Origin of the sequence: Silvibacterium bohemicum, from assembly GCF_001006305.1 — a bacterium.
GTDB classification, from domain to species: domain Bacteria; phylum Acidobacteriota; class Terriglobia; order Terriglobales; family Acidobacteriaceae; genus Silvibacterium; species Silvibacterium bohemicum.
In genome coordinates, this window is record NZ_LBHJ01000001.1 from 165,444 (window position 1) to 190,900 (window position 25,457).

At 59.5% G+C, this 25,457-nt stretch carries 23 protein-coding genes; 14 read left to right on the forward strand and 9 right to left on the reverse strand.

Annotation, left to right across the window (positions count from 1 at the left end; genetic code table 11):
• Positions 1–16: 16 nt before the first annotated feature.
• A complete protein-coding gene (metG, locus tag XX99_RS00765; RefSeq protein WP_050057476.1) occupies positions 17–2,197 on the reverse strand; it encodes a methionine--tRNA ligase in 2,181 nt (726 codons plus the stop codon).
• An 89-nt stretch (positions 2,198–2,286) separates the two neighbouring features.
• Positions 2,287–2,802, reverse strand: a complete 516-nt coding sequence (locus tag XX99_RS00770; protein ID WP_050057477.1) for a Uma2 family endonuclease — start codon at positions 2,800–2,802, stop codon at positions 2,287–2,289.
• A 107-nt stretch (positions 2,803–2,909) separates the two neighbouring features.
• Between XX99_RS00770 and XX99_RS00775 the strand changes: the two genes are divergently transcribed.
• The 3 genes from XX99_RS00775 to XX99_RS00785 all read left to right on the forward strand — a co-directional run bounded on the left by XX99_RS00775 (position 2,910) and on the right by XX99_RS00785 (position 7,341).
• Positions 2,910–4,931, forward strand: coding sequence for an arginine--tRNA ligase (locus tag XX99_RS00775; protein WP_050057478.1), 2,022 nt, complete (start codon positions 2,910–2,912; stop codon positions 4,929–4,931).
• A 161-nt stretch (positions 4,932–5,092) separates the two neighbouring features.
• The gene (locus tag XX99_RS00780; protein WP_231581101.1) at positions 5,093–6,586 is read left to right on the forward strand and encodes an alginate export family protein; all 1,494 of its coding nucleotides are present in this window, start codon (positions 5,093–5,095) and stop codon (positions 6,584–6,586) included.
• A gap of 191 nt (positions 6,587–6,777) precedes the next feature.
• A complete protein-coding gene (locus XX99_RS00785) occupies positions 6,778–7,341 on the forward strand; it encodes a type 1 glutamine amidotransferase domain-containing protein (protein ID WP_050057479.1) in 564 nt (187 codons plus the stop codon).
• 184 nt (positions 7,342–7,525) lie between these two features.
• Here the strand turns inward: XX99_RS00785 and XX99_RS00790 are convergent, their stop codons facing one another.
• Positions 7,526–9,037: a leucyl aminopeptidase gene (locus XX99_RS00790; RefSeq protein WP_050057480.1), complete on the reverse strand. Its 1,512-nt coding sequence runs from the start codon at positions 9,035–9,037 to the stop codon at positions 7,526–7,528.
• Between the two features lie 168 nt (positions 9,038–9,205).
• Here XX99_RS00790 and XX99_RS00795 point away from each other — a divergent pair, with 168 nt between their 5' ends.
• The 3 genes from XX99_RS00795 (at position 9,206) to XX99_RS00805 (ending at position 12,259) form a co-directional block, all read left to right on the forward strand.
• A complete protein-coding gene (locus tag XX99_RS00795) occupies positions 9,206–11,494 on the forward strand; it encodes a S9 family peptidase (RefSeq protein WP_050057481.1) in 2,289 nt (762 codons plus the stop codon).
• Positions 11,495–11,567: 73 nt separating this feature from the next.
• Positions 11,568–11,807: an AbrB/MazE/SpoVT family DNA-binding domain-containing protein gene (locus XX99_RS00800; protein WP_050057482.1), complete on the forward strand. Its 240-nt coding sequence runs from the start codon at positions 11,568–11,570 to the stop codon at positions 11,805–11,807.
• 26 nt (positions 11,808–11,833) lie between these two features.
• Entirely contained in the window at positions 11,834–12,259 is a 426-nt protein-coding gene (locus XX99_RS00805) for a PIN domain-containing protein (RefSeq protein ID WP_269430949.1), read from the forward strand.
• A 97-nt stretch (positions 12,260–12,356) separates the two neighbouring features.
• Here XX99_RS00805 and smpB read toward each other — a convergent pair whose 3' ends face one another.
• Positions 12,357–12,893 carry an SsrA-binding protein SmpB gene (smpB, locus tag XX99_RS00810; RefSeq protein WP_050057484.1) on the reverse strand — a complete coding sequence of 179 codons (537 nt, stop codon included), beginning with the start codon at positions 12,891–12,893 and terminating at the stop codon, positions 12,357–12,359.
• Positions 12,894–13,135: 242 nt separating this feature from the next.
• Between smpB and XX99_RS00815 the strand changes: the two genes are divergently transcribed.
• The 4 genes from XX99_RS00815 (at position 13,136) to XX99_RS00830 (ending at position 17,313) form a co-directional block, all read left to right on the forward strand.
• Positions 13,136–15,511 carry a secretin N-terminal domain-containing protein gene (locus XX99_RS00815; RefSeq protein WP_050057485.1) on the forward strand — a complete coding sequence of 792 codons (2,376 nt, stop codon included), beginning with the start codon at positions 13,136–13,138 and terminating at the stop codon, positions 15,509–15,511.
• Between the two features lie 41 nt (positions 15,512–15,552).
• On the forward strand, positions 15,553–16,041 hold the full coding sequence (locus XX99_RS00820; protein ID WP_184084454.1) for a type II secretion system protein: 489 nt from the start codon (positions 15,553–15,555) through the stop codon (positions 16,039–16,041).
• Positions 16,042–16,058: 17 nt separating this feature from the next.
• Positions 16,059–16,469 carry a type II secretion system protein gene (locus tag XX99_RS00825; protein WP_269430945.1) on the forward strand — a complete coding sequence of 137 codons (411 nt, stop codon included), beginning with the start codon at positions 16,059–16,061 and terminating at the stop codon, positions 16,467–16,469.
• A gap of 73 nt (positions 16,470–16,542) precedes the next feature.
• Positions 16,543–17,313, forward strand: coding sequence for a hypothetical protein (locus XX99_RS00830; RefSeq protein WP_050057487.1), 771 nt, complete (start codon positions 16,543–16,545; stop codon positions 17,311–17,313).
• Positions 17,314–17,347: 34 nt separating this feature from the next.
• Here XX99_RS00830 and yihA read toward each other — a convergent pair whose 3' ends face one another.
• The gene (yihA, locus tag XX99_RS00835; RefSeq protein WP_050057488.1) at positions 17,348–17,947 is read right to left on the reverse strand and encodes a ribosome biogenesis GTP-binding protein YihA/YsxC; all 600 of its coding nucleotides are present in this window, start codon (positions 17,945–17,947) and stop codon (positions 17,348–17,350) included.
• A 101-nt stretch (positions 17,948–18,048) separates the two neighbouring features.
• Here yihA and XX99_RS00840 point away from each other — a divergent pair, with 101 nt between their 5' ends.
• Complete coding sequence (locus tag XX99_RS00840) at positions 18,049–19,392, forward strand: alpha/beta hydrolase (RefSeq protein WP_184084457.1); 1,344 nt, start codon at positions 18,049–18,051, stop codon at positions 19,390–19,392.
• Between the two features lie 88 nt (positions 19,393–19,480).
• Positions 19,481–20,095, forward strand: coding sequence for a YdeI/OmpD-associated family protein (locus tag XX99_RS00845; protein ID WP_050058046.1), 615 nt, complete (start codon positions 19,481–19,483; stop codon positions 20,093–20,095).
• Positions 20,096–20,102: 7 nt separating this feature from the next.
• On the opposite strand, the gene XX99_RS00850 is transcribed toward XX99_RS00845, so the two are convergent.
• From XX99_RS00850 to XX99_RS00865, 4 genes are all read right to left on the reverse strand, one after another.
• Positions 20,103–21,017, reverse strand: a complete 915-nt coding sequence (locus tag XX99_RS00850; protein ID WP_050057490.1) for a dihydroorotate dehydrogenase — start codon at positions 21,015–21,017, stop codon at positions 20,103–20,105.
• Positions 21,018–21,042: 25 nt separating this feature from the next.
• Positions 21,043–22,785: an alkaline phosphatase family protein gene (locus tag XX99_RS00855; RefSeq protein ID WP_050057491.1), complete on the reverse strand. Its 1,743-nt coding sequence runs from the start codon at positions 22,783–22,785 to the stop codon at positions 21,043–21,045.
• A 135-nt stretch (positions 22,786–22,920) separates the two neighbouring features.
• Positions 22,921–23,319 carry a type II toxin-antitoxin system VapC family toxin gene (locus tag XX99_RS00860; RefSeq protein ID WP_050058047.1) on the reverse strand — a complete coding sequence of 133 codons (399 nt, stop codon included), beginning with the start codon at positions 23,317–23,319 and terminating at the stop codon, positions 22,921–22,923.
• An 11-nt stretch (positions 23,320–23,330) separates the two neighbouring features.
• Positions 23,331–23,603 (reverse strand): antitoxin, encoded by a 273-nt coding sequence (locus XX99_RS00865; protein WP_050058048.1) that lies wholly within the window; start codon positions 23,601–23,603, stop codon positions 23,331–23,333.
• 97 nt (positions 23,604–23,700) lie between these two features.
• Between XX99_RS00865 and serS the strand changes: the two genes are divergently transcribed.
• Both serS and XX99_RS00875 read left to right on the forward strand, forming a co-directional pair.
• Positions 23,701–25,041 (forward strand): serine--tRNA ligase, encoded by a 1,341-nt coding sequence (serS, locus tag XX99_RS00870; RefSeq protein WP_050057492.1) that lies wholly within the window; start codon positions 23,701–23,703, stop codon positions 25,039–25,041.
• 1 nt (position 25,042) lies between these two features.
• Entirely contained in the window at positions 25,043–25,402 is a 360-nt protein-coding gene (locus XX99_RS00875; RefSeq protein ID WP_050057493.1) for a hypothetical protein, read from the forward strand.
• Positions 25,403–25,457: the final 55 nt, after the last annotated feature.

Genomic DNA, 25,457 nt, shown 5'->3' on the forward strand with positions numbered 1-25,457 from the left:
CGCTGGACGCGCAGCCCTATTTCAGGCGCGCCCCGATCTCGATGTCCTCGAGGAATCCGGCCAATACAGGCTTGCCGCCTTCGAGCGAGGCGGCGACGATCATGCCGTTCGACTCCAGGCCGCGCAGCTTGCGCGGAGCGAGGTTGGCCACGATGACCACCTTGCGTCCGACCAGCGATTCCGGCGTGTAGGCCTCGGCGATGCCGGCCAGGATCTGGCGCTGCTCGTAGCCGAGATCGACTTCGAGGCGTAGCAGCTTGTCGGCCTTGGGAATGCGCTCGGCGACTTTGATGAGGGCGACACGCAGATCTACCTTGATGAAATCGTCGATGGTGATCTGCTCGGCAAGCGCGGGCAGGGTCCCTCCCTGGACGGAATCGGACGGTTCGGATGTCGAGCCTTTTACCGTTGCTCCGATGTTTTCTTTAACGAAATCGGTGAAGGCGGCGACGGCCGCGCTCTCGCTGTTCGATTCGGAGATGGCCACGGCCAGGCCGTCAAGCACGTTTTCGAGCTTCGAGGGATGGTGCTCGCTGGTAGGCGCGGGGCTCTTGACCGGAACGTGCCCGGGTGTAGGAGCGGACGTGCGTGCGGAAGTAATTTCGGGAACCGGCTCGGGCTTCGCTTCCGCCGGGTTGTTGCTCTCTTCGATCTCTTTCATGCGTTGAACCGCGTCCTTTTCTGCGCGGGGGAAGACAGGTCCTAGTTCGCCGAGTTTGGTGCCGGGCTGGAGGCCGCCCCACTTTAGATTCTTCAAGTCAGCGTTACGGATGTCGCCGAGGCCTAGCTGCGTCCAAACCTTCGCGGCGGCGTCGGGGATGACTGGGCAGACGAGGGCTGTGATGATGCGGATCGCTTCGGCTGCAGTGAACAAGATGCGCTGGCGATGTTGCTTTAGAACCTCTGATGAGGTGCCTTCCGGTTCCTTCCATGGGGCATTTGCAGTCAGGAAACCGTCTACATCGGCGATCAGATCCCAAACAGATTCCAGGCTCTTCGAAAAGCTGAGACTATCGAAGGCTGTATTGAAGTTTGTGATGGCTGCAGTCGCGTGTTCTTTGACCAGAGCATCGAATGCGGGAGCTTCGTCGATCACCCCGCCAAAATACTTCCCAATCATCGTCAGCGTACGGCTGACGAGGTTCCCATATCCATTCGCGAGATCGGAGTTGTACCGCTGCACCAGTGCGTCGAAGGAAAAGCTGCCATCCTGGCCGAAGACGATCTCGCGCAGCAGGAAGTAGCGCAGCGCATCGGCTCCCAGCACATCGAGGATGGTTTCGGCGCGCACGATGTTGCCGCGCGACTTCGACATCTTGCTCTCTTCGAAGAGCAGCCAGCCGTGGCCGACGATCGTCTTAGGCAGCGGAATTTCGGCGGCCATCAGGAAGGCCGGCCAGTAGACGCAGTGGAAGCGTGTGATCTCTTTGCCAACGATGTGAATGTCCGCCGGCCAGTATTTGTCGAACTTGGTCGTGTCGTCCGAGCCCCAGCCGAGAGCCGTGATGTAGTTGGCCAGCGCATCCATCCACACATAGATGACGTGCTTTTCGTCGCCGGGAACCGGGATGCCCCACTTGAAGCTGGTGCGGCTTACGGACAAGTCCTTGAGACCGGCCTTGACGAACGAGAGGACCTCGTTGCGCCGGGTCGCGGGCTGAATGAACTCGGGATGCGCCTCGTAGTATTCGAGCAGGGGGCGCTCAAAGGCTGACAGCTTGAAGAAGTAGTTCTCCTCGCTGACCGTCTCTGTGATGCGGCCGCAATCGGGGCAAGGCGCGCCCGGAGGCACATCGACGAAGGCCTCGTCGGAGACGCAGTACTGGCCGGTGTAGGTGTCCTTGTAGATGTAGCCGCGGTCCTTGAGCAGCGTAAAGAGCTTCTGCACCGCTTTCGTGTGGCGCGGCTCGGTGGTGCGGATGAAGTCGTCGTAGGTGAGCCCCATGCGGTCCCACAGCGCGCGGAATTGTGCCGACACGCGGTCGGTAAACTCCTGCGGGCTGCAGCCGGCTTTTTCGGCCGAGCGCTCGATCTTCTGCCCGTGCTCATCGGTGCCGGTGAGGAAGAAGGTATCGATGCCGAGCGCACGCTTGCGCCGCGCAATCACATCCGCAACCACCGTGGTGTAGGTGGTGCCGATATGCGGGCGCGCGTTGACGTAGTAAATCGGGGTCGTGAGATAGAACTTGTTGGACATGGTCTGATGTCTGATGGGATTCAGTAGTGCAGCGGAAGCGTGTCCGACTCTTCAGATTATCGTTAATTGCGTGCGCTACGTCGAGGACGCTAATCGAGATCGGCGATGACGGCGCTCATCTCGATGCGGATAGGCGTCCCGGGCACTGTAAGCGTCGACGAAACCTTCCAGTCATGAAAGCGCGCTCCTTCGCACTGGTAGCCGATCTGCGTTCGTGGATCGATGACCCATACCGCGCGGACACCCATGCGGAAATACTCGTCGACCTTCTCTTCCACCTTGGAAAAACGATCCTCCGGAGAAAGAATCTCCACGCACAACAACGGAGCGTGGGTGATGATCTCCTCGTCGGGAGCATCACGGTCGATGACCATAAGGTCAGGGATGCGGAAATTTTTTGATGAGGTTTGCAAGCGGAGTTCCGGAAAAACCCGGACATGCGCGCTCTGCCGAAAGTTGCTTAGCAGGCGGCCTAATGCAAGCTGCCACGCGGCATGACTCTTCTCACCCAAGTTTCTCTCCACAATCTCCCCGTTCACAAACTCCCGGTCGGGGCTCCAGGTTTCGTTCAGATAATAGTCGAGAAGGGTGAGTGTGGCGCTCATGGGTGCACCTCGAAGTGCGGTTGCTTTTAGGATATACCACATGCGCGCAGCTGCTAGAATCGATAGGAAAATCAGATACTTTACGCAGTTTTGCCTGGTGATTTCACGTGTACCTGAAGCAGCAGAAAGCCCTCTCTAGCCGCCTCCTGGCGGTTTTGTCCGAGCTCTATCAGATCGCGCCCGATGCGCTGGCGATTGAGCAGCCTCCCGAGATCAAATTCGGGGAGTATGCGCTGCCTCTGGCCTTCGAGCTGGCGCGCAAGCTGCGCAAGGCTCCGCGCAAGATCGCGGAAGAGATTGTTGCTGCACTCGGTCCCGTCGAAGGCTTCGCCGGATTCGAGGTCGCCGGAGCCGGCTACATCAACGCGCGGCTCGATCGCGGGGCAGCGGCGAAGGCCATCGCTGTTGATGGTGAAATTGCGCTCGAAGGCGCCGGGCTGCACTCGCTGGTCGAACACACCAGCATCAATCCCAACAAGGCTGCGCATGTCGGCCATCTGCGCAATGCGATTCTCGGCGATACCTTTGTCCGCCTGCTGCGCGCCGCCGGACAGAAGGTCGATGTGCAGAATTACATCGACAATACCGGCGTGCAGGTCGCGGATATCGTCGTCGGTCTGACCCATCTTGAAAAGCTGTCACTCGGGGACGTGCAGGCATTGATGGCGCGGCTCGCTCTAGAAGGCCGGCGCATCGACTATTACTGCTGGGATTTGTATGCGCGTGTTTCGCAGTGGTACGAAGCCGACGAAGCGGAGAAGGCGGCGCGCAAGAAGGTGCGCCTCGATACGTTGCATGCGATCGAGCACGGCGGCAACGATACCGCGGCGATTGCCGAGCTTATCTCGACTGCTGTGCTGCGCCGGCATCTCGAAACCATGCTGCGTTTGGACATGGAATACGACCTGCTGCCGCGCGAGAGCGAGATTCTTCATCTCCACTTCTGGGACCTGGCCTTCGAGCAGCTGAAGGACAAGGGCGTTCTCTATTACGAGACCGAAGGCAAGAACAAAGGCTGCTGGGTGATGCAGCGTGCCGGCCGCACTGCCGAGCCGCTTCGCGAAGAAGAGGCACTTGAGAGCGAAGCCGCGAACAACGGGCAAGCACCCGATGAGGATGCCAAGGTGATTGTGCGCTCCAATGGCACGGTGACCTACGTGGGTAAGGACATCGCCTATCACCTGTGGAAGTTTGGCCTTCTGGGGCGCGACTTCGGCTATCGGCGCTTCTTCACTTATCCCGACCATCAGTGCTGGATCTCCGCCGAGAGCGGCGAGCCTGACCATCCTAACTTTGGCGGCGCGCAGGCTATCTACAACGTGATCGATTCACGGCAGGCCGATCCGCAGGCCAACGTCATCCAGGCGCTGCGCGGTCTCGGATACACGGAGCAGGCCGAGCACTACACGCATTTCTCTTACGAGATGGTGGCGCTCACGCCGCGCTGCGCGCTCGATCTCGGCTACGAGGTTTCAGAGGAAGACCAGGCACGGCCTTACATCGAAGTCTCCGGCCGCAAGGGCTTCGGCGTGAAGGCGGATGACCTGATCGACAAGCTGATCGAGGCAACGCGAGCGGAAGTTGATCAGCGGCATCCCGAATTGAGTGAAGAGGAACGCGGTGTGATTGCGAAGGAGATCGCCGTCGGAGCGCTGCGCTACTTCATGCTCAAGTACACGCGCAATTCGGTGATCGCCTTCGACTTCAAAGATGCGCTCAGCTTCGAAGGTGAGACCGGCCCTTATATCCAATACGCGGTGGTGCGCACGCGCAGCATCTTCCGCAAAGCGGAGACGACGGCTGAATCCGCACTCGCCAGGATGACGGACGTCGATGCCACGCCGTATCTCACCGGCGAAGAGAACGACGGGATCTGGCAGGTGTGGCTGCGCGCAGCGAAAACTTCGCTCCTGTTAGACCAGTGCATCGCGACCGCCGAGCCCGCGTATCTGGCGAAGCATGCTTTTCAGCTGGCGCAGGAGTTCAGCAACTTTTACCGCAAGCATCACATCCTTACCGAGGCCGATCCGGCGCGGAAACAGTTTTTACTGGCCACGGCTGCGGTGGCGCAGCGCGAGCTGATCCGGTCGCTGGGCTGGCTGGGCATCAGCGCTCCCGAAGTGATGTAGACCGCTTGCGCTCGACCCTATTCGCAGGAAGCTATTAACGTTGCAGTAATTCGCCTCTCCGCCGCTGGATGGGCCTCTCCCTCCATCGATTGATGGATGCGCGTCTCGCTATAACGTCGCTAAAGTGGTTGGCGCTGCTTTACTTTTTGGAGAGCCAACACTTGCGTAAATTTCTCGCGACACTCTTCGTGTGTTCCGCGTCGCTCCTCCGCGCGCAAACCGCGCCGGTTCCATCCCCAAACCCATCTTCATCCCCAAACCCGCATCCCATCGTCTTCAACGTTTACGACCGGTCACGTTCGGTCGCCTGGGATTTCTTCGCCGCGCCTCCTTACACGGAGACCTATGGTTATGGCGAATCTCTTCTTCGTCTTTCGGTTTCGCAAAAGCTGCCGCAGTGGGATTGGCTGGCCGAGTTAACCACAGCCGCGATGATCGATCTGCCGACGCAATCCGTTTCGAAAGTGACGGCGCAGGGTCAGTTGGGCCTGGGCGGGACTTACTATGCCTCCAATGGCAACAACGACTACCCTGCTGCAGCCTTCTTCAAGCAGGGTTATCTACGCCGCGACTTCGATGGCTCCGACAAAAATGTTCGCATTGGACGCTTCGAGTTTTTCGAGGGCCTGGAGACGCAGCCGAAAAACGCGACCATCGCATGGTTGCAGCCCAACCGTGTTTCGCAGCGGCTCATCAGCAACTTCGGATTTACGGTCGCGCAGCGCAGCTTTGACGGCGTCGACGGCCATTATGGCTCGGGCACCTGGGATATCACCGGCATGGCCGCCCGCGCGACGCAGGGCGTCTTCAACATGAACGGCAACCCGGAGCTGAATGTCGATGTGCAATATCTCGCGTTCACCAAGTCCGAGTTGAACCAGCATGTGCTTTGGCGTGTCTTCGGCATCGGCTATCACGACGGCCGCACCGGCGTCGTCAAAACAGATAATCGACCGCTCGCCGTGCGCCAGGCCGATCATAAAAACATTCGCCTGGGCACCTACGGCGGCGATGTGATTACGAGTATTCCCGCAGGCCCGGGGAACTTCGACTTCCTGGCCTGGGCGGTTCTGCAGAACGGCAACTGGGGAGTGCAGAGCGACTTCGGCGGAGCAGCTGCAGTCGAAGGCGGATATCAGTACAAGGGCGGGCTGGGCAATCCCTGGTTCCGGTCGGGCTGGTTTCGCAGCACTGGAGACAACAATCCGAACGACAACGAGCACCACACCTTTTCTCAACTGCTTCCAACGCCGCGCAATTACGCCCGTTTTCCTTTCTACAACCTGATGAACAGCACGGATGATTTCATCCAGGTGATCGACAATCCCATAAAGCGCGTGGCCGTGCGCAGTGACCTGCACTGGCTGCAGCTGACCTCGGGCAAGGATCTTTGGTATCAGGGCGGCGGAGCCTTCGATAACAAGGTCTTCGGCTTTACCGGGCGGCCGGCCAACGGCCACAGCTCGTTTTCGTCGCTGGCGGATGTGAGCGCCGACTGGACCGTGACCAAAACTGTCTCGCTGAATTTCTATTACGCGTATGCGTGGGGCAAGAGCGCCATCTCGGCCATCTATCCCACCGACCATGATGCTCAGTTTGGATATGCCGAATTTCTCTTTCGATGGGGCACGGCCAAACCAGTTACGGTGAAGTAAGCCCAGCGAAGCAGCCCTCCCCCAAAGAAGAAAGGCGCTCGAATTTCGAGCGCCCTTTCTTTTATCCCTATATAGCCGGCTGCACGCACACCGGCAATCGGAGCGATTTTGCTGGCAACGCACCTCCCGATTACGGCTTCTCACTCTTTAGAACGAGCACGAAAAGCTAGGAACCGTGGAGGGTTCGTTCAATGGCAGCAAACCTCAAAGGGAAGAAAGTCGCATTTCTGGCAACGGATGGAGTAGAACAGGTCGAATTGACCGAGCCCAGAAAGGCGTTGGATCAGGCTGGTGCAACAACCCACGTCGTCTCACCCAAGAGCGGCGAGATCAAGGCGTGGAAGCATAAGGAATGGGGCGACACCCTCAAGGTGGATAAGAGCCTCGAGCAGGTGAAGGCATCGGAATATGACGCGCTGGTGCTCCCCGGCGGTGTCATCAACCCCGATCATTTGCGCATGGACCCGAAGGCGGTGGAATTCGTGAAGGAATTCGCGCAGACGGGGAAACCGATTGCTGCAATCTGCCACGGTCCGTGGCTTCTGATTGAAGCAGGAGTGGTGAAGGGGAAGAAGGTCACGTCGTGGCCATCCCTGAAGACCGATCTAAAGAATGCGGGAGCGAACTGGGTCGATCAACAAGTAGTGCTCGATGGGAGCTTCATTACCAGCCGCAAACCGGACGATATTGCTGCCTTCAGCCAGAAAATTATCGAAGAAATTGCCGATGGTAAGCATTTAAAGGCGGCCTCCTGAAGAAGAGGACCGGCCGGGACTTGCCGTCGGAATTAGCTCTCGGGCCTCCGCGCTTCGCGCCTTAGTGAACAGATCTCCTGTCAAATCGAGGTTGAGCGCCGATGTTTCATTCGTTCGGCGCCAGAGCGGACAAGGCACGCCATTGCTGGCGTGCCTTTCGCTTCTTTCGAGCTAGGTTGTTTTTTTACTCCGCGTAGCTGCGCACCCATTCGACGATGCTGCGAACGGCGATGCCGCTGGGGCCCCGTGCTATCCAGGATTTATCGGAATCGAGCCATGCCATTCCGGCGATATCGAGGTGCAGCCAGGGTGTGTCCTCGACAAATTCCTTGAGGAACATCGCCGCGGTAATGGCTCCGCCGTAGCGTGTCAGGCCGGTGTTCTGGATGTCGGCGATGGAGGAGCGGATCTGGTCGCGATACTCGTCCTCGACGGGCAAGCGCCAGAATTTTTCTCCCGAGATCTCTAGGGCCTTGGAGAAATGCTGGAAGGCCTCTTCGTTGTTGGCAAAGACGCCGGCGTTGATCTGCCCGAGAGCCACGGCGACCGCTCCTGTCAGCGTTGCTGCATCGATGAGGTGGGTGGCTCCGAGTTGCCGTGCATAATGCAGACCATCGGCCAATACCAGACGGCCTTCGGCGTCGGTGTTGATGATCTCGATTGACTTGCCGGACATGGCGATCTGAATATCGCCCGGCTTCTGCGCCTTGCCGGAGGGCATGTTCTCGGCCGCGCAGACGATGCTGATCACCTTGACCTTCGGCTTGAGCTGCGCGATAGCGCGCATGGCTCCGATCATGGCCGCGCCTCCGGCCATGTCGTACTTCATCTTCTCCATGCCGTCGGCCGGCTTGATGGAGATGCCGCCGGTATCGAAGGTGATGCCCTTGCCGACCAGTCCAATCACGGGTCCTGCTGGCGCTCCCTCGGGCTCGTAGGTCATGACGATGAGCGCGGGCGGCTCTTCCGATCCCTGGGAGACGCTCCAGAATGCGCCCATCTTCAGCTCGTGCAGCTTGTCCGCGCCGTAGACCTCGCACTGGATGCCGACTTCTTTCGCCATCTCCGCGGCCTTGCTGCCGAGGATGGTTGGTGTCATGCGATTGCCGGGCTCGTTGATGAGGGTGCGCGCGAAGTTCTGCGACTCGGCGATGATCGCGCCTTCGCGATGGCCGTTCTCTGCGCCTGTTTTGTCGAAGCTTTCGGGAGCAAGGATGGTCAGCGATTGAATGCTGCGATCTTTGCGATCGGTGCGGTAGGTGTCCGAATCGAAGTCGGCGACGATGGCGCCTTCGGTAATGGCGCGCAGCGCGAGTTTGGCGTCGAAGGATGTCGCCGGCGCGGCGATTGCCAGGGATCGGATGCCACGAGGCTTGGCGAAGCGGACGGCGGTTCCCGCAGCTTTACGCAGATCGTGCGGAGTGGCCTTCCCCGCTTTGCCCAGGCCGATGACCAGCAGGCGGGCAGCCTTCAATCCTTCGGGAGAGTGAAGCAGCAGCGTTTCATTCGCTTCGGCCTTGAATTCTCCGGTGGAGAGAACAAAGGCAGCGGCTTTTTTCACAGCCTCTTCCGAGATCAGTAGCGTGAGTTCGGGTTTGGCATCTTTTTCTTTGCTGGTGTTGTTGTCGACGGCGAAGACGGCGAGCAACTCGGAAGAAACAGCGGCGGAGGGAGTAAAGACGAGTTCAGTTTTCATGCGCTGGGAATACACCTCTGGGTGAAGCTAGATTTTACAAGGCAGCTTGCTGTTTCGGCCTGGCGTAGAACTTTCGTGGCTTCTTCGTGCGTGGGCTACTGCACAGCCGCATATAATCGGTCGAATCGAAGCGTTTCCTCCGCGAATCCCGCTTTTGGAAGGTTCTTCTTGTTCAAATCTGCCCGCGCCTTTTCCTTCTGCTGTCTGATCGCGTTGACGGTCAGCTCCCCCGCTTTCGCCTCCGAAGCTTCTCTCTCCCAGCAACTCGACGCCATCTTCAACAAGCATGCCTATGTGGAGAAGAACGTCCAGCTGGCATGGCTGAACAACGGCGAGGAGTACACGATCCTCGAGGCCCCCGCGAACGGCGGCAAGGGGCTGGATATCGTCGCGTATGAGACGGCTTCGGGCAAGCGGAGAGTGCTGGTTGCCGCGGCCAAACTCGTGCCGTCAGGACAGAGTGCGCCGCTGGAGATTCAGGATTACTCCTGGTCGCCGGACAAGAAGAGCCTGCTGGTCTACACCAATTCCAAGAAGGTGTGGCGGGCGAATACCCGCGGCGATTATTGGCTCTATGACATGGCGACCGGGAAGCTGACCAAGCTGGGAGGCGATGCGCCGGAGTCGACGCTGATGTTTGCGACCATTTCTCCGGACAGCCGCCGCGCGGCTTATGTGCGGGCCAACAATCTTTATGTCGAAGAGCTGGCGACGGGGAAGATCGTGCAGCTTACTACTGACGGCTCGGCGGACATCATCAACGGGACCTCGGACTGGGTGTCCGAGGAAGAATTGAAGCTTCGCAACTGCTTCCGCTGGAGCCCGGATAGCCGGTCCATCGCCTATTGGCAGTTCGACCAGTCCGGAGTCGGCGAATACACGCTGATCAACGACACCCGGAGCGAGTATCCGGAGACGGTGAAGTATAAGTATCCGCAGCCGGGAACTACCAACTCCGCGGTGCGCGCCGGAGTGGTGCCGGTGAGCGGCGGCCCCACGCGGTGGATCAGGCTCGAAGGCGATTCGCGCAACCACTACATCGCTCAGCTGGAGTGGGCCGGCAATTCGAACGAGGTAATGATCGAATACCTCAACCGCCTGCAGAACACCGCGCAGATCATGCTGGCCAATGCCGGCACCGGGGATGCGCGGCTCTTCTTCGAAGACACCGACAAGGCCTGGGTCGATCATTTTCCGCTGGACTGGATCGAGGACGGGCACGGCGGTACGAGCGCCGATCTGCTCTGGTTAAGCGAGCGCGATGGATGGCGTCACGCCTACCGCGTCGACCGCAAGACAGGACAGCCCCGGCTGATCACCAATTTTCAGGCAGATCTGGTGGCCAAGGCGGGCATCGATTCCGATGCCGGATGGCTTTACTTCACCGCTTCGCCGGCCGAGCCGGTGCGGCTTTCTCTTTACCGCACTCGCCTCGATGGGCAAGGAACCCCGGAGCGGGTTACGCCGAACGATCAGCCCGGCTTCCACGCCTACGACATTGCGCCGAACGGCAGATGGGCTGTGCATCGCTACAGCACCTTCAACCGACCCAACCGCATCGAGATTGTTCATCTGCCGGATCACAAGGCTGTCCGCACGCTGGTTGATAACGACGAGCTGGCGCGTAAGGTTCAGCCGCTGATTGGGAAAGCGGAAGGGAATCCAAATACCGAGTTCTTCGAAGTGCCGGTGGCGAACGGCATCACTCTGAATGGATATATGATCCGGCCTCCGGACTTCGATCCTAAGAAGAAGTATCCGGTCCTGGTGAATGTTTACGGCGAGCCGGCGTCGACCACCGTTCGCGATGCCTGGGGCAACAATGGACGGCTCTTCCATGCGCTGATTGCGCAGCAGGGATACCTGGTCATCAGCTTCGACAACGAAGGCACGCCGGCTCCCAAGGGACGCGAATGGCGGAAATGCGTCTACGGCGCGGTCGGCGTGCTGTCTTCCGCGCAGCAGACGCAGGCTATTCGAGAATTGGCGCGCGAGCGCAGCTATATCGACACCTCGCGCATGGCTATCTGGGGATGGAGCGGCGGAGGGTCGAACACGCTCAACGTCATGTTCCGCTATCCGGGAGTCTTTTCGACCGGGATCGCCGTCGCTCCGGTGGCTGACGAGAGCCACTACGATACCGTCTACCAGGAGCGCTACATGGGTCTGCCGGAGGCGAACCGGCAGGGCTACCATGACGGCTCGCCGATCAATTTTGCTTCGGGACTCGCCGGTCATCTCCTGGTGGTGCATGGCTCGGGCGATGACAACGTCCATTTCCAGGGGACGGAGCTGCTCATCAACAAACTGGTCGAGCTGGGCAAGCCCTTCGACTTCATGGACTATCCCAACCGCACGCATTCCATTTCGGAGGGGCCGGGGACGTCATTTCATGTTTACAGCCTGATTGCGCGATATCTTGAGGAGCACGTTCCGGCGGGTGGGGTGGCGCAGTAGGGGATATAGGGAAACTGCTCTTGCCCGTAGGCTTACTTGCTCGTAAGATAATTCTTACCAGGAGGTAAGCCATATGTCTTCATCTTCCGTTGTCAGTTCCAAGGGCCAGATCGTAATTCCGGCGAAACTGAGGAAGAAATACCGTCTGGATGAAGGCGTGACGGTTATCTTTCAAGAAGACCAAGGCAAATTGACGCTCGAACCGGAGAGCTTTGCAGCCCTCTATGCTCTTCAAGGATCGCTCAAAGAGTTTCCGCTCGAGGAGACGTTAAATCAAGAGCGCGAGACAGCGCGCTTGCGTGAAGAGAGATAAGTCGCCGCGAGGGCGTTATTCGAACAATAGCCGCACCGGTCAAGGAATACGTTCTCGACGCCAACGCCATCCTCCGCTATTTCCAGATTGGCAATGCGGAGGGTAGCGAAAAAGTGCGAGCGCTGCTTGAACAGGCGCAACGAGGCGAAGCGCGGCTTTCGATCTCCGCGATCAACCTCGGCGAGGTTTATTGCATTCTGCTTCGGTTCACCAGCGAAGAGAATGCCCTTCAACATATAAGAACCCTGGGGCACGCCGTGTCGATTTCCGGCGTCGATTTCGACCAGACGCTTCGAGCCGCAGCCCTGAAACATCGATACAAATTGGGCTATGCCGATAGCTTCGCCGCGGAGTTGGCGCTTTCGAGTGCTGCGACTTTGGTGTCAGCAGATCCGTCCTTCGAAAAAATCGGCAAGCCGCTTAAATGGCTGAAGCTGCCCAGATTCCAATAGAGGAGACCGCCGTCCGAGTATCTCCCGGTCCTAACATTTCGTCCTGAAGTTGCCGATATCCGAGCCGGACGGATGATGACGGGGTGGGAGTTAGGGGCTACTTCGCGTACTTGCCTTTGCTGTGGGCGATGGCGGAGCGGGCTTCGCGATCGGCTTCGCGGCGGCGTTCGGTTTCGCGCTTGTCCCAGTCCTGTTTGCCCTTGGCTACCGCGATCTCGCATTTCACCTTGCCTTTACGGAAATAAAGGCGGGTGGGAATGAGCGTATGGCCTTTGATCTGCGTCTGTCCGGTTAGTTTGCGAATCTCGTCCTGGTGAAGGAGGAGCTTCCGCGTCCGGAGAGAGTCGTGATTGCTGGTGTTTCCATGGGAATAGGGGCCGATATGCGCATTGAGAAGAAAGGCCTCGCCGTCCTTGATGAGTCCATAGGAGTCTTTGAGGTTGGCTTTTCCTTCACGGATCGACTTCACTTCGGTGCCGCGCAGCGCCACTCCGGCCTCGAATTTATCGAGGAGGAAGTAGTTGAAGCTGGCGGAGCGGTTGACGCTGGCGTCCCGGTCTCCGGAAGCGACCGGGTCCCTCGGCTTGTTCTTTTGAGGGGCTTGCACGTTGGAGTGAGTCGATTGGCGAGGCATGGTCAGAGGTCCAAATTTTCATGCTAGCACGCGGTCGCGGTACACTTTCCCGGGTAGTGCGCGATGCTATACTCAACCAGCACCGGGTGATGACAAGCAAAGAGTTATCGGCTGCGCGTCCGTCGCGACCGAACATCGCCGGGAACGGGGTTTTACACTCCGAGGTTTTCCGCAGGCGTTCTCGATCCGGCAGTGCGGGAATAGCTCCGCCTGTGTCCATCTTTATGCCAGCCTGGAGTTCCATGAATTTCCGCATCTCGAAGTGGGCAATCCTTACGGCCTTTGCCCTGATGCTCGTACCCTTTGCCTCTCAGGCGCACGCTCAGTCGGCGAACAAGCTCTTTAAGCAGGGCCAGGCTGCCGAGGAAAAGAACGACCTGGAGACGGCTTTCAACGACTACAGCGCCGCCTTCCAGAAAAACCCCAAAGATGAGCGTTTCCGGATATCGTTCGAACGGCTGCGCACTCCGGTTGCCGGCATCCACGTACAGCGCGGAGAAAAGCTGCGCGATCAGGGCGATACCACTGGCGCGGTCACAGAATTTTTACGCGCCCTGGAGATCGATCCCAGCAATGAGCTGGCCCAGCAGGATATGCAGGCGGCAAGGGACAAGGCTAACCAGGCTCCTGCCAGCCAGGAGGCGCCGGCGCCTCCTTCGGAAGAAATCTCGCTGCAGAGTATCGGCGGTCCGATCCATCTGAAGCCGCTTTCGAGCGAGCCTTTGACCCTCCATTCCGTCGAGGATACGAAGGTCATCTATCAGACGGTGGGCAAGCTGGCGGGCGTCAACGTGCTCTTCGACCCGGATTACACCTCGAAGCGCGTTCAGGTGGATCTGACGAACGTCGACCTCTACGACGCTCTGCGAATTATCGGCATCACCTCGGGGACCTTCTGGCGTCCGATTACTCCCAACACCATCTTTGTCGCGCAGAACAGCCGCAGCAAACGGACCGAGCTTGAAGAGCAGGCGGTGCAGACGTTCTATCTCACCAACGTCTCCCAGCAGAATGACTTCACCGATGTCCAGACGGCGCTGCGCAACATGTTTCAGACCGCCAAGATCTACGGCGTCGCCAGTCAGAATGCGATCATCATGCGCGGCACCCCCGATGAGCTGATGCTGGCGCAGAAATTGGTAAGCGATCTGGACCGGGCCAAGCCCGAGGTGGTGGTGGATGTGGCTGTCCTCGAGGTCAGCCGCAACTACGAGAAAACCATCGGTATCCAGCTTCCGCAAACGGCGAGCGTGGCTTTCCAGGCCTCGAACAACAACGCGACGAGCAGCTCGTCTTCCTCGAGCAGCTCCACCACGACCACGACTACCGGAACCACCGACACCAGCAACGGTCTGACCCTGAACAGCCTGGCCCATCTCAATGGCACCAACTTCGCGGTCACTCTGGGGCAAGCGAGTGCCAATCTGCTGTTATCGGATGCTCACACGAAGATCCTGCAGAACCCGCGCGTCCGCGCCTCCGATGGACAGGAGGCATCGCTCAAGATCGGCGAACGGCTGCCGGTAGCGACCGGCTCTTACCAGACTGGCGCGGCGACGGCCATTGTCAGCTCGCTGGTCAACACCCAGTTCCAGTACCTGGACATCGGCGTTAACATCACCATTAAGCCTACCGTTCACTACGACCGCGATGTATCGCTGAAGCTGAAGATCGAGGTCTCAGGCTCGAATTCCAGCCAAAATCTAGGCGGCGTCAACGAGCCCATTATCACCCAGCGCATCGTGGAGCAGACGGTTCGCCTGAAAGACGGGGAAGCGAACATGCTGGGCGGGATTCTGCAGAAGCAGACCAACACCTCGCTGAATGGAACTCCAGGCCTGGCTTCCGTCCCCATCCTCAAATACATCTTCAGCAGCAACGACAAGACGATCTCGGACGATGAAATCGTCTTTCTGCTGGTTCCACATGTGGTGCGCGCCACCATGCTGGATCCGAATAACCTGCGCGAGATCGATTCAGGCACCAGCAACTCGATCGAGCTGCGGCACATCAATCTCGACACCACGCCTCCGGCGGCGACGCCCGCTCCGGCTGCTCGTCCTCAGGCGGCTGCGTCGCAATTTACGGTTCCGCAGCCGGCAGGCGTTCCGCCCTCGGCAGCGAATGCTGCTGCTGCGGCAATTGCCAGCATGCAGATGGAAGCCGACGGCCACGCGGACAACCAGCCGGTGAAGCTGGGACTGACTCCGGAGATGCAGCCGCAGAAGGTGGGGTCGACCTTCCAAATGGCAGTGACTTTGGCCGGCGGCAGCGACGTCTTTTCGGTTCCATTGCAGCTCCAATATGACCAAGCCAAACTCAATTTGATCAACGTAGACCTGGCAGATTCGGCCAAGGGCACCAACTTCCTGGGCCAGGATGGACAAGCGGTGGCGCTGGTACATCGAGACGATGGCAGCGGCAATGTCGCTATCTCCGCTTCGCGACCTCCGGGCACGCATGGAATATCGGGTTCGGGAACGGTGTGCCTGCTGACCTTCCAGGCCAAGTCTCCGGGCGATGCCGCGGTGGTCATTACGCGGCCGGTCGTCCGGAACAGCGCGCAGCAGTCCCTGCCGGCGACCGGAGCGCGAGCGCTGGTTCAGGTCAAACCCTAAACCGTGGGCAATGAATTTGCGGGCCTATCGGGATGCTGTGGATGACAACAATACCGAGTCGAACGGGACGACGAACAGGCCGGCGGGAGGGCGAGGCCGGCTTGACGCTGGTCGAGCTGATCGTGACCGTAGCCATCCTCGCTATTGTGGCCTCGGCGGCGGTTCCGGTGGCCCGCTTCCAGGTGAAGCGCGAGAAGGAACGCGAGCTGCGCTACGACCTGTGGCAGATGCGCGACTCGATCGACCATTACAAGGATGCGGCCGATAAGAATGCCTTTCAGACCAAGGTGGACAGCCAGGGTTATCCGCCCGATCTGCAGACGCTGGTCGATGGTGTGGATGTGCAGGGAAAAAAGGTGCGTTTTCTGCGGCGCATCCCCCTCGATCCGATGACCGGCAAGGATGACTGGGGGATGCGGTCGATGCAGGATGATGCGACCAGCGATTCCTGGGGTGGTCAGAGTGTCTTTGATGTGTACTCGAAATCGGATGGCACGGCGCTGGACGGAACCAAATACAAGGACTGGTAGGAGCAGGAATCGCTCACGTGAGCAGGCGGAAACCCAACTCGGCGCAGCAAGGCGGCTTCACGCTGGTGGAGCTGATGGTCGTAATGCTGATCATCGGCGTGCTGGCGGCAATCGCTATTCCCAGCTTCATTTCGTCGATCAAGAATGCGAAAGAGGCGGTGCTGAAGGAGGATCTGCATGTGCTTCGCAACGCCATTGACTCCTACACCATGGACAAGGCCAAGGCCCCGCAGTCGCTGGACGATCTGGTGCAAAACGGCTATCTGAAGACCATCCCCAAAGATCCCATGACCCATTCCAGCGAAACCTGGGTTACCTCCACCGACGACACGCTGCAGAGCATCGATCAGACCGATCCCGGCGTGAACGATGTGCATAGCGGATCGAATGAAGTGGGCGCCGACGGACAGCCTTACTCGAGCTGGTAAATCTTCCGCAGCACTCTTTGCCGGCTCATCTGTCAAGTGCGTCATTCCTCCCTGGCTTTGGCATAATGGAAGCATGTCGTTCGGCCAAATCACCTCCCTCGAATTGCCCGAAATCGCGGCGATTTATGAAAGATTTTCTGCATTGGAATTGCTATCTCCCCATCCGGTGGGGAGGCTTCTGCTGCATGCCTATTTCGATCGCGATGGGGCGGCTCTGAGCATTGCTTCCAATGTCGCCGGCGGGGCCTCTCTGTGCATCGAGCCCGAGTTCTCTCTCGCGAAGCAGGCATTGCGCGCGGGAGTCTGCGACTTCATCGCGAGCGATATCGAGGAAGCGATGCGCATCCTCAAAAACGAAACACGTAAAGGCCACGCGGTCTCCGTTGCGCTGACCGGCGAGCCCGAGCCCACCCTTCTCGAAGCCATCGCGCATGGTCTGCAGCCGGATGTGGTCCATCTGCAAAACGAAGGCCGGGAGATCCCAGGCGCTGAGATCCTGCTCGCCAATGGGGCGCGTTCGCTGCCTGCGGTCGAGCCATCCAGCACGATGATCGCCGTGCATTGGAGCGTTGCCCGCGAGCCGCAGCGGTGGCTGCCGCAGGCCGATGCGCGCGCTGCCCAGGCGCTTTATGCGAATGACCCACGCACGCCTCAGCGCAAGCGCTGGATCGAAAACTCGCCGCGTCATCTGTGCAAGTCCTACGCCACGCAGCGATTCCTGCCTATGACGCCAGCCGAAGCCGACGCCTTTTTTGCCGCAGTGCAGCGCGATGTCGAAGGCGGAGAGATTCAGGTTGCGGTATCGGTTGTGCGCAACGGGGAAGAAGAGCTGGTGCTGTCTTAACCTGCGTCGTTGATTAGGCCGGTGCGCGGCGCTACTATGCGGGCTCTGCGGCCGCGCTTTGAATGGCGGCCCAAAGTTCTTTCAGGCCGGCTCCGGTCTTCGCCGAGCAGAGCAGCAGCTGCTCCACATCGAGGCCCCTCTGCAGAGCGATCTGGGCCTTGGTGCGGCCGTTTCCCGAGAGCTTGTCGGCTTTTGTGGCCACGACGATCAGCGGCCTTCCGGTACTCTTCAAAAAATCAATCAACTGCGCGTCGCTGGGCTGCGGCGGGATGTTGCTGTCGACCAGACACAGGCAGAGCGCGAGCGTGGGGCGTTCGTGTAGATAAGGCTCGATGAACTTGGGCCACTCCGCCGAGATGGATTTCGAAATCTTCGCATAGCCGTATCCGGGCAGATCGGCGAAGTACATCTGCGGCTGCTGCCGCTGCGGCGAATCGGTGATGGAGAAGAAGTTGATGGAACGGGTGCGTCCCGGGGTCGACGAGACCTTGGCCTGCTTCGACCCGAGAAGCGCATTCAGCAGGCTCGATTTGCCAACGTTCGAGCGGCCGAGAAAGGCGATCTCGGGGATGGCCGGTGCGGGAAACTGCTCCGGAGAATGAGCCGAGATGAGGAACTGAGAGTGAACGCGCATGAGGGCAGTCTTCAGTATAGCGACCGAGGTGGTTCGGTACTCTTCACCCTATCCAATCGCGGGATCACGCTGGACGCTGGGAAGAAATGCGAGCATGTACCATGACGATTATGTGGAGAACCGCAGCCCTGTCCCTCTTCCTGGTCCTTCCTGCCTTTGCGTCGGAAAAGCTGACCGCGCCGCAGCTCATCGAGCTAGCCAACCATCACAGTGAGAGCCTGCGCGACGCGATTCCCGCTACGTTCGATGAGAAGAATCTCAAGGAAGGCACGGCATGGGCCGGTCACGGAGCGGATTTCTTCTTCGCTGTTGAGGCGCCTTCGCAGCCCACGCTGATCGTCGACGATGAGAGCGGGCCGCAGCTGAAGCAGATAGGCGGCACCAACCTTTGGTACGCGGTCGCTACCATCGAGCCGGTCGGCAAGCTGCATTCGTTTTCTTATCTGGTCGCGAGAAAGAGATTTGGCGGCAAGCTCGATCTGCCTTCCTTCGGGCCGCTTTCGTACCTGCAGCCCGGAGTTCCCTCGGGAACGCTCTCGCCGAAGATCACGCATACGAGCAAGATCTACGACGGCATGAAGAGCGACTACTGGATTTACGTGCCCGCGGAGTACGATCCGAAAACTCCTGCGGCGCTGATGGTCTTTCAGGATGGAGAGGGTTACACGCATCGCGACGGAAATAACCCGGCGCTCAACGTCATCGACAACCTGATTGCGCAAAAGAAAATTCCGGTGATGATCTGCGTCTTCATCAATCCCGGAGACATCAGCGGATCGCCGGAGACGCCGACCTACAAATTCGTCAAGATGTATTCCGACCAGTGGAAGCGCACGTTGAAGGACTCCATGCGCAGCACGCTCTACGACACGGTGAGCGATCGCTACGACCGTTTCCTGCGCGACGAGATCCTGGCCGATGTTGCAGCCAAGTACAACATCCGCAAAGATGCGTACAGCCACGCGATTACCGGCCTCTCATCCGGCGGCATCTGTTCTTTCAACGCCGCGTGGCAGATGCCCGATCTCTTCAACCGCGTGATTACTTGGATCGGCAGCTACTCGGCCATTCAGTGGAAAGAAGATGCCGCAGTTGTCGACGGCGGCCAGGATTATCCGGAGAAGATTCTTCGCGAGCCGCATCGCAATCTCCGCGCATGGCTAGAAGACGGCGCGAACGATCAGGAGAACGATCGCTACGGAAGCTGGCCGCTGGCCAATATCCGCATGGCGAATGCGCTGCACCTGAAGGGCTACGACTTCCACCTCAGCTTCACCGAGGGAACGCACGACTCGGCAGGAGGAGCGGCGGAGTTTCCCGAGGAGATGACCTGGCTGTGGCGCGACTACGATCCAACGAAGACCGAACAGACGTACGAGGCCGATCCCGCGGAGAAAGACAAGCCGCCCTTCCGCGTGAAGATAGCCAATCGGGACGCGGAGTAGCGACGGATAGAGATAGTTCGCGCTCCAGTACCCGCGCATGGAATTCTCCTTGCGCGGCGTTGGAGCGCAGTTCAGAATAACCAGCATCATGGGAACCAGAGACGCCCGCGTCGACGCCTACATCGCGAAGGCCGCTCCCTTCGCGCGACCGATACTGAATGAGATTCGCGACATCGTTCACGAAGGCTGCCCCGCCGTGGAAGAGACCATGAAGTGGAGCATGCCTTTCTTCATGCACGAGGGCATTCTCTGCAATATGTCCGCCTTCAAGCAGCACTGCGCCTTTGGCTTCTGGAAAAGCAGGCAGGTTTTCGACAAAGAAGGACCTACCGCTCCGGGCGAAGCGATGGGGCATTTCGGCCGTCTGACCACTCTGAAGGATCTGCCGTCTCGCCGCACGCTCGTCGGCTACGTGAAGAAAGCGGCGAAGCTGAATGACGAAGGCACGCCGGGACCGATCCAGATGCGGAAGCTGCGCGCCCCGAAGGCTGAATTACCGATGCCAGAATTTTTTGAGGCCGCGCTCAAAAAGAACAAGAAGGCGAATACGGTCTTCCAGGGGTTCTCGCCGAGTGCGCAGAGAGAATATGTCGAATGGCTGACGGATGCGAAGACCGAGGCGACTCGTCAGCGCAGGCTGGAGTCGTCGATGGAGTGGCTGGCCGAAGGCAAACGCCGCAACTGGAAGTATGAAAAGTGCTGAGCCCCGATTACTTCCTGGTGGTCTCTACGCTCCCGGTCAGTGCTTTCACTTTTTCGATGTGATGGCGTGTGCACCATTGCTCCAGCCCGCGTGCGATGCGCTCGACGGCTCGCGGATCGGCATAGGTAGCTGTTCCCACCTGCACTGCCGTCGCTCCCGCGATTAGATATTCGACTGCATCTTCGGGGGTGACGATGCCGCCCATCCCCAAGATGGGAATCTTCACGGACTTTGCCGCCTCCCAGACCATGCGCAGCGCAATGGGTTTGATCGCCGGACCGGAGAGCCCTGCCGTCACATTCGCGATGCGCGGACGGCGGGTTTCGATATCGATGGCAAGCGACACGAAAGTATTTACGAGGGAGAGCGCGTCGGCGCCGGCCTTCTCGGCGCAGCGCGCCATGGTCGGAATGGATGTCACGTTGGGCGAGAGCTTGACGATGACCGGCCGCGTGGCAAGCTGTTTGGAGCGAAAGACCAGCTCATCGAGCGTTGCCGGATCGGTGCCGAAGGCCATGCCGCCGTGGTCGGTGTTGGGGCATGACGCATTCAACTCGTACGCTGCGATGCCTTCCGCGTCGTTGAGCTGGCGAATCACTTCGAGGTAGTCCGTCACCTGTCCGCCGAAGACATTCACGATGACCGCGCACTTGGGATAGCGTCGCAGCGCGGGCAGCTTCTTTTCGAGGAATGCCTTGATGCCTACGTTCTGCAGGCCGATGGCGTTCATCATTCCGGATGCGGTTTCGATGATGCGCGGCGATTCGTTGCCGGCCATGGGCTCGCGCGAGATGCCCTTGGTGACGAAGCCGCCGATCTTTTCGAGATCGACAATCTCTTCGAACTCCACGCCATAGCCGAAGGTGCCGCTGGCAGCGATCACCGGGTTCGCCAGCTCGATGCCGGCGAACTGAATGCGCATGTCTGTCTTCAATGCTTCGCGGGCCTCATTGTTCGTTCTCGCCGGGCTTGCTCGCGCCGGCATGCGCCTTGCGCGCGGCATGGGGCGCACGCACCGGCACGGGTTTCGGATAGGTCACCGCAGCAGCCGGTTTGAGCGCCTGGGTAAGGATATGTCCGATGGAGGCCGACGGCTGATTGATGCCCAGCAGGGAAGCGAAGGTTGCAGCAAGATCGGTGGGCTCGACGCGGCCATGATAGATGCCGGGCGCGAACGGCGCTCCGTAGAAATCGAGCGGCACATGGCGGTCATAGGAGTAAGGCGTGAAGTGGTTGGTGCCGCCGGCCGCGTAAGCCGCCATCTGGAAGGCATCGGGAATCACCATCACGTACCAGCCGCCGTTGGGCGTGTAGCTGTGCGCGATCAGCTGGCCGAAGGGTGTGTTGGGCAGCTCGCCTCCCGCCATCTGCAGGCGCGTATAGCTGCGGAACATCGCCGGCTGCGGAGGCAGCTTCGCGGTGGCGGGCGTCTTCAACTCCGCGGGCTTGTCGAGATCGGTGAAGGCCACGGGCAAGGCATTCTGCACTGCCTGCTCCGCCTCTTGCTCATTGATGCCGGCGCGATCGAAGGCAGGCGGATTCAGCGCCAGATAGGGCAGCGACTGATGCGTGAGCAGATACTGCACCTTCTCGCCGGGCGAAAACTTGAGATTGATGGCGTCATTGAGATTGGCCGTCAGCTTCTGCATGTCGATGGTGGCGGCGTTAAGGCCGAGCTTCGCGGCGTCGGCGGGAACCGGAGCGATGCCATGGTCGGCGGTGAGCGCGATCCACACGTTGCCCAGGCCGCCCTCGACATTCTTGTCCAGCCAGGTGAAGAAGCCATCGAGATCGGTGTCGACGGCGTCGACCATCGCGCGCTGCTGCGGCGAGTCCGGTCCCACGCGGTGCCCGAGGATATCGGTCGACGAGATGCTGAGCATCAGCACGTCGGTGGTGTCATGCTTGCCCAGTTCGGCGCCGGTGATGAGCGCCTTGGCGAAATCGATCTCGTAGCTCACCGCCGCGGGTGTCGCGCCTACATCGCCATAGAAGTTGGTGCTGTTGGGAGCGTTGGCTTCCTGCTTGGCCTGGTCGATGCGGCCGCTGTCGTCGAAGGCCTGGGCCCAATCGGGAAGCTGCTGCATGTAGTAGGTCGAGGTGATGAAGCGGCCGGAGGCCTGATCGATCCAGAAGGCTCCATTTGCGGCAGAGCCTGCCGGCAAAATCGACGCGCGGTCTTTCAGCGACACGCCATAGACGGCCGATTCTCCAACAGTATCGAGACGAAGCTCGTCGCCGAAGGTGGAGGCGCGCAGGTTGCGCGGTGACGAGCCGGGCGAAGCGTTCGCTCCGCTGGGCAGGCCGACCAAAGCGTAACGTTCGTCTTCGACTGAGGTCACGGGATGGTCCTTGCTGCGAGCCAAATCCCACCACTCGTTGCCGCCGATGCCGTGGCCGTCGGTGTAGGCTCCGGTTCCGATCGTGGAGTGGCCGGGCGCGGTCTCGGTATTCGCGTAGTCGTAGTAGCAATCGAGGAAGTTCGCGCCGTGATCGAGGAAGAGCTTGAAGCCGCGGCCCTTAAAGTCCGCGCGGTAGCGCTCGAGATAATCGGCGCGGAACTGGTCCAGCACGATCACGACCACCAGCTTGGGATGCGCATCATAGGCGCTGGCCGTCGCGCGTGGAACAGAGGCCAGGGTGAGCGCGCAGACGGTGACGAAGGCGAGGAGGCGCTTGGGCGTCGGCATACGGTTTAGTATCGCAGGGATCGCTATCCCGGCGCACACTGCATTCGCCGTCGGTACTCAATACCCGGCGTGTCTAATTGTGGCAATTGAATATCGCGATTCAACTGCCGCATCGCGTTGCTACAGGGAAAGACTTTATGTGCTGACCCAGTTCTCGATCTGCAAAGGTAGCGGGATGCGCTGATAATGGCGGACATTATTGGTGACGAGGACTGCTCCAACCGCTATAGCATGGGCGGCGATCATCATGTCCAGCTCTCCGATAGGCTGGCCAGATCGCTTAAGCTGATAACGAATATCCGCGTAAAAATCAGCGCACTTCTCGTCCCAGCTCAGGAGACGTATCGCGTTGAGAAAGAATGGGACATCAATTTTCAATCGGTGAGAAGAGGGCAGATTTCTCAAGCCGTAAATGAGTTCGGCGCGGACCACAGCCGAAACACACACTGAAGATGGGTGGACGGATCGAAACTGTCTATCGAGCTGCTCATCGCGTCTCCTTATGAGATAGCTGCAAATGTCGGTATCCAGCATGTAAAGCGGGTTCACTCCGCTTTTTCGCCGAAGATATCGCGCTCCTCCGGAAGACGGTTCATCGGCCTGTCTTTCATAAAGTCATCCGGTACATCAGCCGCGCGAAAACGGGCAAATATCTCGTCCCAGATCTCGGCACCTGGCGAGGTGGACAATGTCACATCTCCGGTTTTTTCATCGCGGGTTGCGTAAACGTCCTTGCCAGGGAAACGAAACTCAGCTGGCAGACGAACCGCCTGGCTTGCACCATTTTTGAAGAGGCGAACTTTGCGGGTTTCTGGCATTTGAAATCCTCCGGCAAGAGATGTATATACGCCAGTATATACGCCATGGTCGTGCACGAACCAGGGCACCGTATTTCTCCTGTAAGCTGGTTCCAATATGCTCGATTTAGCCTTTGTTCGCTCCAACCTGGAGCTGGTAGAGAAGAAACTCCGCGACCGGGGGCAGGACCCCGCAGCGCTGCTCGGTAATTTCCGTGAGCTGGACCAGACCCGCCGCGAGCGCATCACCGAATCGGAGAAGCTGCAGGCCGAGCGCAATCGCCTCAGCACGCAGGTCGGTCAGCTGAAGAAGTCCGGCCAGGACGCCTCCGCTGTAATGGAGGAGACCAAGGCGCTCAAGGAGCGCATGGACGATCTGGCTGCGGCCGCGGCTGAATCCGAAGAGCAGTTGCGTGCGATCCTCATGCGCATCCCCAATCTCCCGGCCGATGACGTGCCGGTTGGCAAGAGCGAGCACGACAATGCCGAGGTCAAACGCTGGGGCGATGTGCCGAATTTCGATTTCCCCGCCCGTCCGCATTGGGAGATCGGCGAGGCGCTGGGCATCCTCGACTTCGAGCGCGCCGCGAAGATCTCGGGCGCACGTTTTGTGGTTTACTGGGCTGCGGGAGCGCGTCTGGAGCGAGCTCTCGCCAACTTCATGCTCGATGTTCATACCGGCGACCACGGTTATACCGAGGTGATGCCTCCGGTGATCGTGAACAGCAAGAGTCTTTTTGGAACAGGCCAGCTCCCCAAATTTGCCGAAGACCTCTTCCGCAGCGCGGATGAGGAGGGTTATCAGCCGGGTGTCTATCGCGATAACGACCACTGGCTAATTCCGACAGCGGAGGTCCCGGTCACCAATCTCTATCGCGATGAAACGCTGGATGACGCTGCGCTGCCCACCTCCCTGGTCGCCTACACGCCATGCTTTCGCTCCGAGGCCGGCTCTTACGGCAAGGATGTGCGCGGGATCATTCGCCAGCACCAGTTCCAGAAAGTGGAGCTGGTGAAGTTTGTCCGTCCCGAGGACAGCGAAGCCCAGCACGAGAAGCTGACGCGGGATGCCGAGACTATTCTGGAGCTTCTAGGCCTGCCCTACCGGCGCATGCTGCTCTGCAGCGGGGATATGGGCTTTGCCTCCACGAAGACTTACGACCTCGAAGTATGGCTGCCCGGCCAGCAGCTTTACCGCGAAATCTCCTCCTGCTCCAATTTTGGGGACTTCCAGGCGCGGCGGGCCAGCATCCGCTATCGCCCCAAGGGGCAGACCAAGGGTGCGTTCCTGCATACAGTCAACGGCTCCGGATTGGCCATCGGGCGCACCTGGTTGGCGATCCTCGAAAACTATCAGCAGGCGGATGGAACGGTGAAGATTCCCGAGGCGCTGATACCCTATATGGGAGGCCAGACGGCCATCAGCGGCCCAAAGGTTAGCGGCGGTAAGGAGAAGTAAGGTGGGAAAAATTCTGAGGAGCTACCTCTTCTGGACTTATGAGCGGGGCAGCTTCCACTACGACGTGATGGTGACGCTGATTCTGGCGTTCATCTTCCTGACGCCGCATTTTTGGAATTACGGCGATCATCCGCAGCAGGAGAAGCTGGCGGCGGGGAATGTCCTGGTCAAGATTGCCGGGCCGGGAAGCTATGTCTACGAGATTCCCGCCGCGGCTGTCCATCAGGATCAAGCGCCGCTGGACGGTCAGCTGCAGCAGGAGATTCAGTCCGTCTCCGGCGCTGTGGTGCTGGATCGCTATCTTGCGGTGAAGGAGTCGCGCGGAAAGATCACCGCCTATCGGGTCTGGGCCCATCGCTGATCGGTTTTGAGACAGCTTGCCCATGCGAATTTCCTCCCTTCAACGAACATTCGAG

What these genes read in the sequence shown, in the direction of transcription:
- XX99_RS00865 (WP_050058048.1), bottom strand. Translation starts at nt 23,603, where the DNA reads ATGCCAGAAACCCGCAAAGTTCGCCTCTTCAAAAATGGTGCAAGCCAG.
- XX99_RS00790 (WP_050057480.1), bottom strand. Translation starts at nt 9,037, where the DNA reads ATGAAAACTGAACTCGTCTTTACTCCCTCCGCCGCTGTTTCTTCCGAG.
- XX99_RS00860 (WP_050058047.1), bottom strand. Translation starts at nt 23,319, where the DNA reads ATGCTGGATACCGACATTTGCAGCTATCTCATAAGGAGACGCGATGAG.
- XX99_RS00785 (WP_050057479.1), top strand. Translation starts at nt 6,778, where the DNA reads ATGGCAGCAAACCTCAAAGGGAAGAAAGTCGCATTTCTGGCAACGGAT.
- XX99_RS00800 (WP_050057482.1), top strand. Translation starts at nt 11,568, where the DNA reads ATGTCTTCATCTTCCGTTGTCAGTTCCAAGGGCCAGATCGTAATTCCG.
- XX99_RS00840 (WP_184084457.1), top strand. Translation starts at nt 18,049, where the DNA reads ATGACGATTATGTGGAGAACCGCAGCCCTGTCCCTCTTCCTGGTCCTT.
- yihA (WP_050057488.1), bottom strand. Translation starts at nt 17,947, where the DNA reads ATGCGCGTTCACTCTCAGTTCCTCATCTCGGCTCATTCTCCGGAGCAG.
- XX99_RS00855 (WP_050057491.1), bottom strand. Translation starts at nt 22,785, where the DNA reads ATGCCGACGCCCAAGCGCCTCCTCGCCTTCGTCACCGTCTGCGCGCTC.
- XX99_RS00845 (WP_050058046.1), top strand. Translation starts at nt 19,481, where the DNA reads ATGGGAACCAGAGACGCCCGCGTCGACGCCTACATCGCGAAGGCCGCT.
- XX99_RS00815 (WP_050057485.1), top strand. Translation starts at nt 13,136, where the DNA reads ATGAATTTCCGCATCTCGAAGTGGGCAATCCTTACGGCCTTTGCCCTG.
- serS (WP_050057492.1), top strand. Translation starts at nt 23,701, where the DNA reads ATGCTCGATTTAGCCTTTGTTCGCTCCAACCTGGAGCTGGTAGAGAAG.
- smpB (WP_050057484.1), bottom strand. Translation starts at nt 12,893, where the DNA reads ATGCCTCGCCAATCGACTCACTCCAACGTGCAAGCCCCTCAAAAGAAC.
- metG (WP_050057476.1), bottom strand. Translation starts at nt 2,197, where the DNA reads ATGTCCAACAAGTTCTATCTCACGACCCCGATTTACTACGTCAACGCG.
- XX99_RS00850 (WP_050057490.1), bottom strand. Translation starts at nt 21,017, where the DNA reads ATGCGCATTCAGTTCGCCGGCATCGAGCTGGCGAACCCGGTGATCGCT.
- XX99_RS00820 (WP_184084454.1), top strand. Translation starts at nt 15,553, where the DNA reads ATGACAACAATACCGAGTCGAACGGGACGACGAACAGGCCGGCGGGAG.
- XX99_RS00770 (WP_050057477.1), bottom strand. Translation starts at nt 2,802, where the DNA reads ATGAGCGCCACACTCACCCTTCTCGACTATTATCTGAACGAAACCTGG.
- XX99_RS00830 (WP_050057487.1), top strand. Translation starts at nt 16,543, where the DNA reads ATGTCGTTCGGCCAAATCACCTCCCTCGAATTGCCCGAAATCGCGGCG.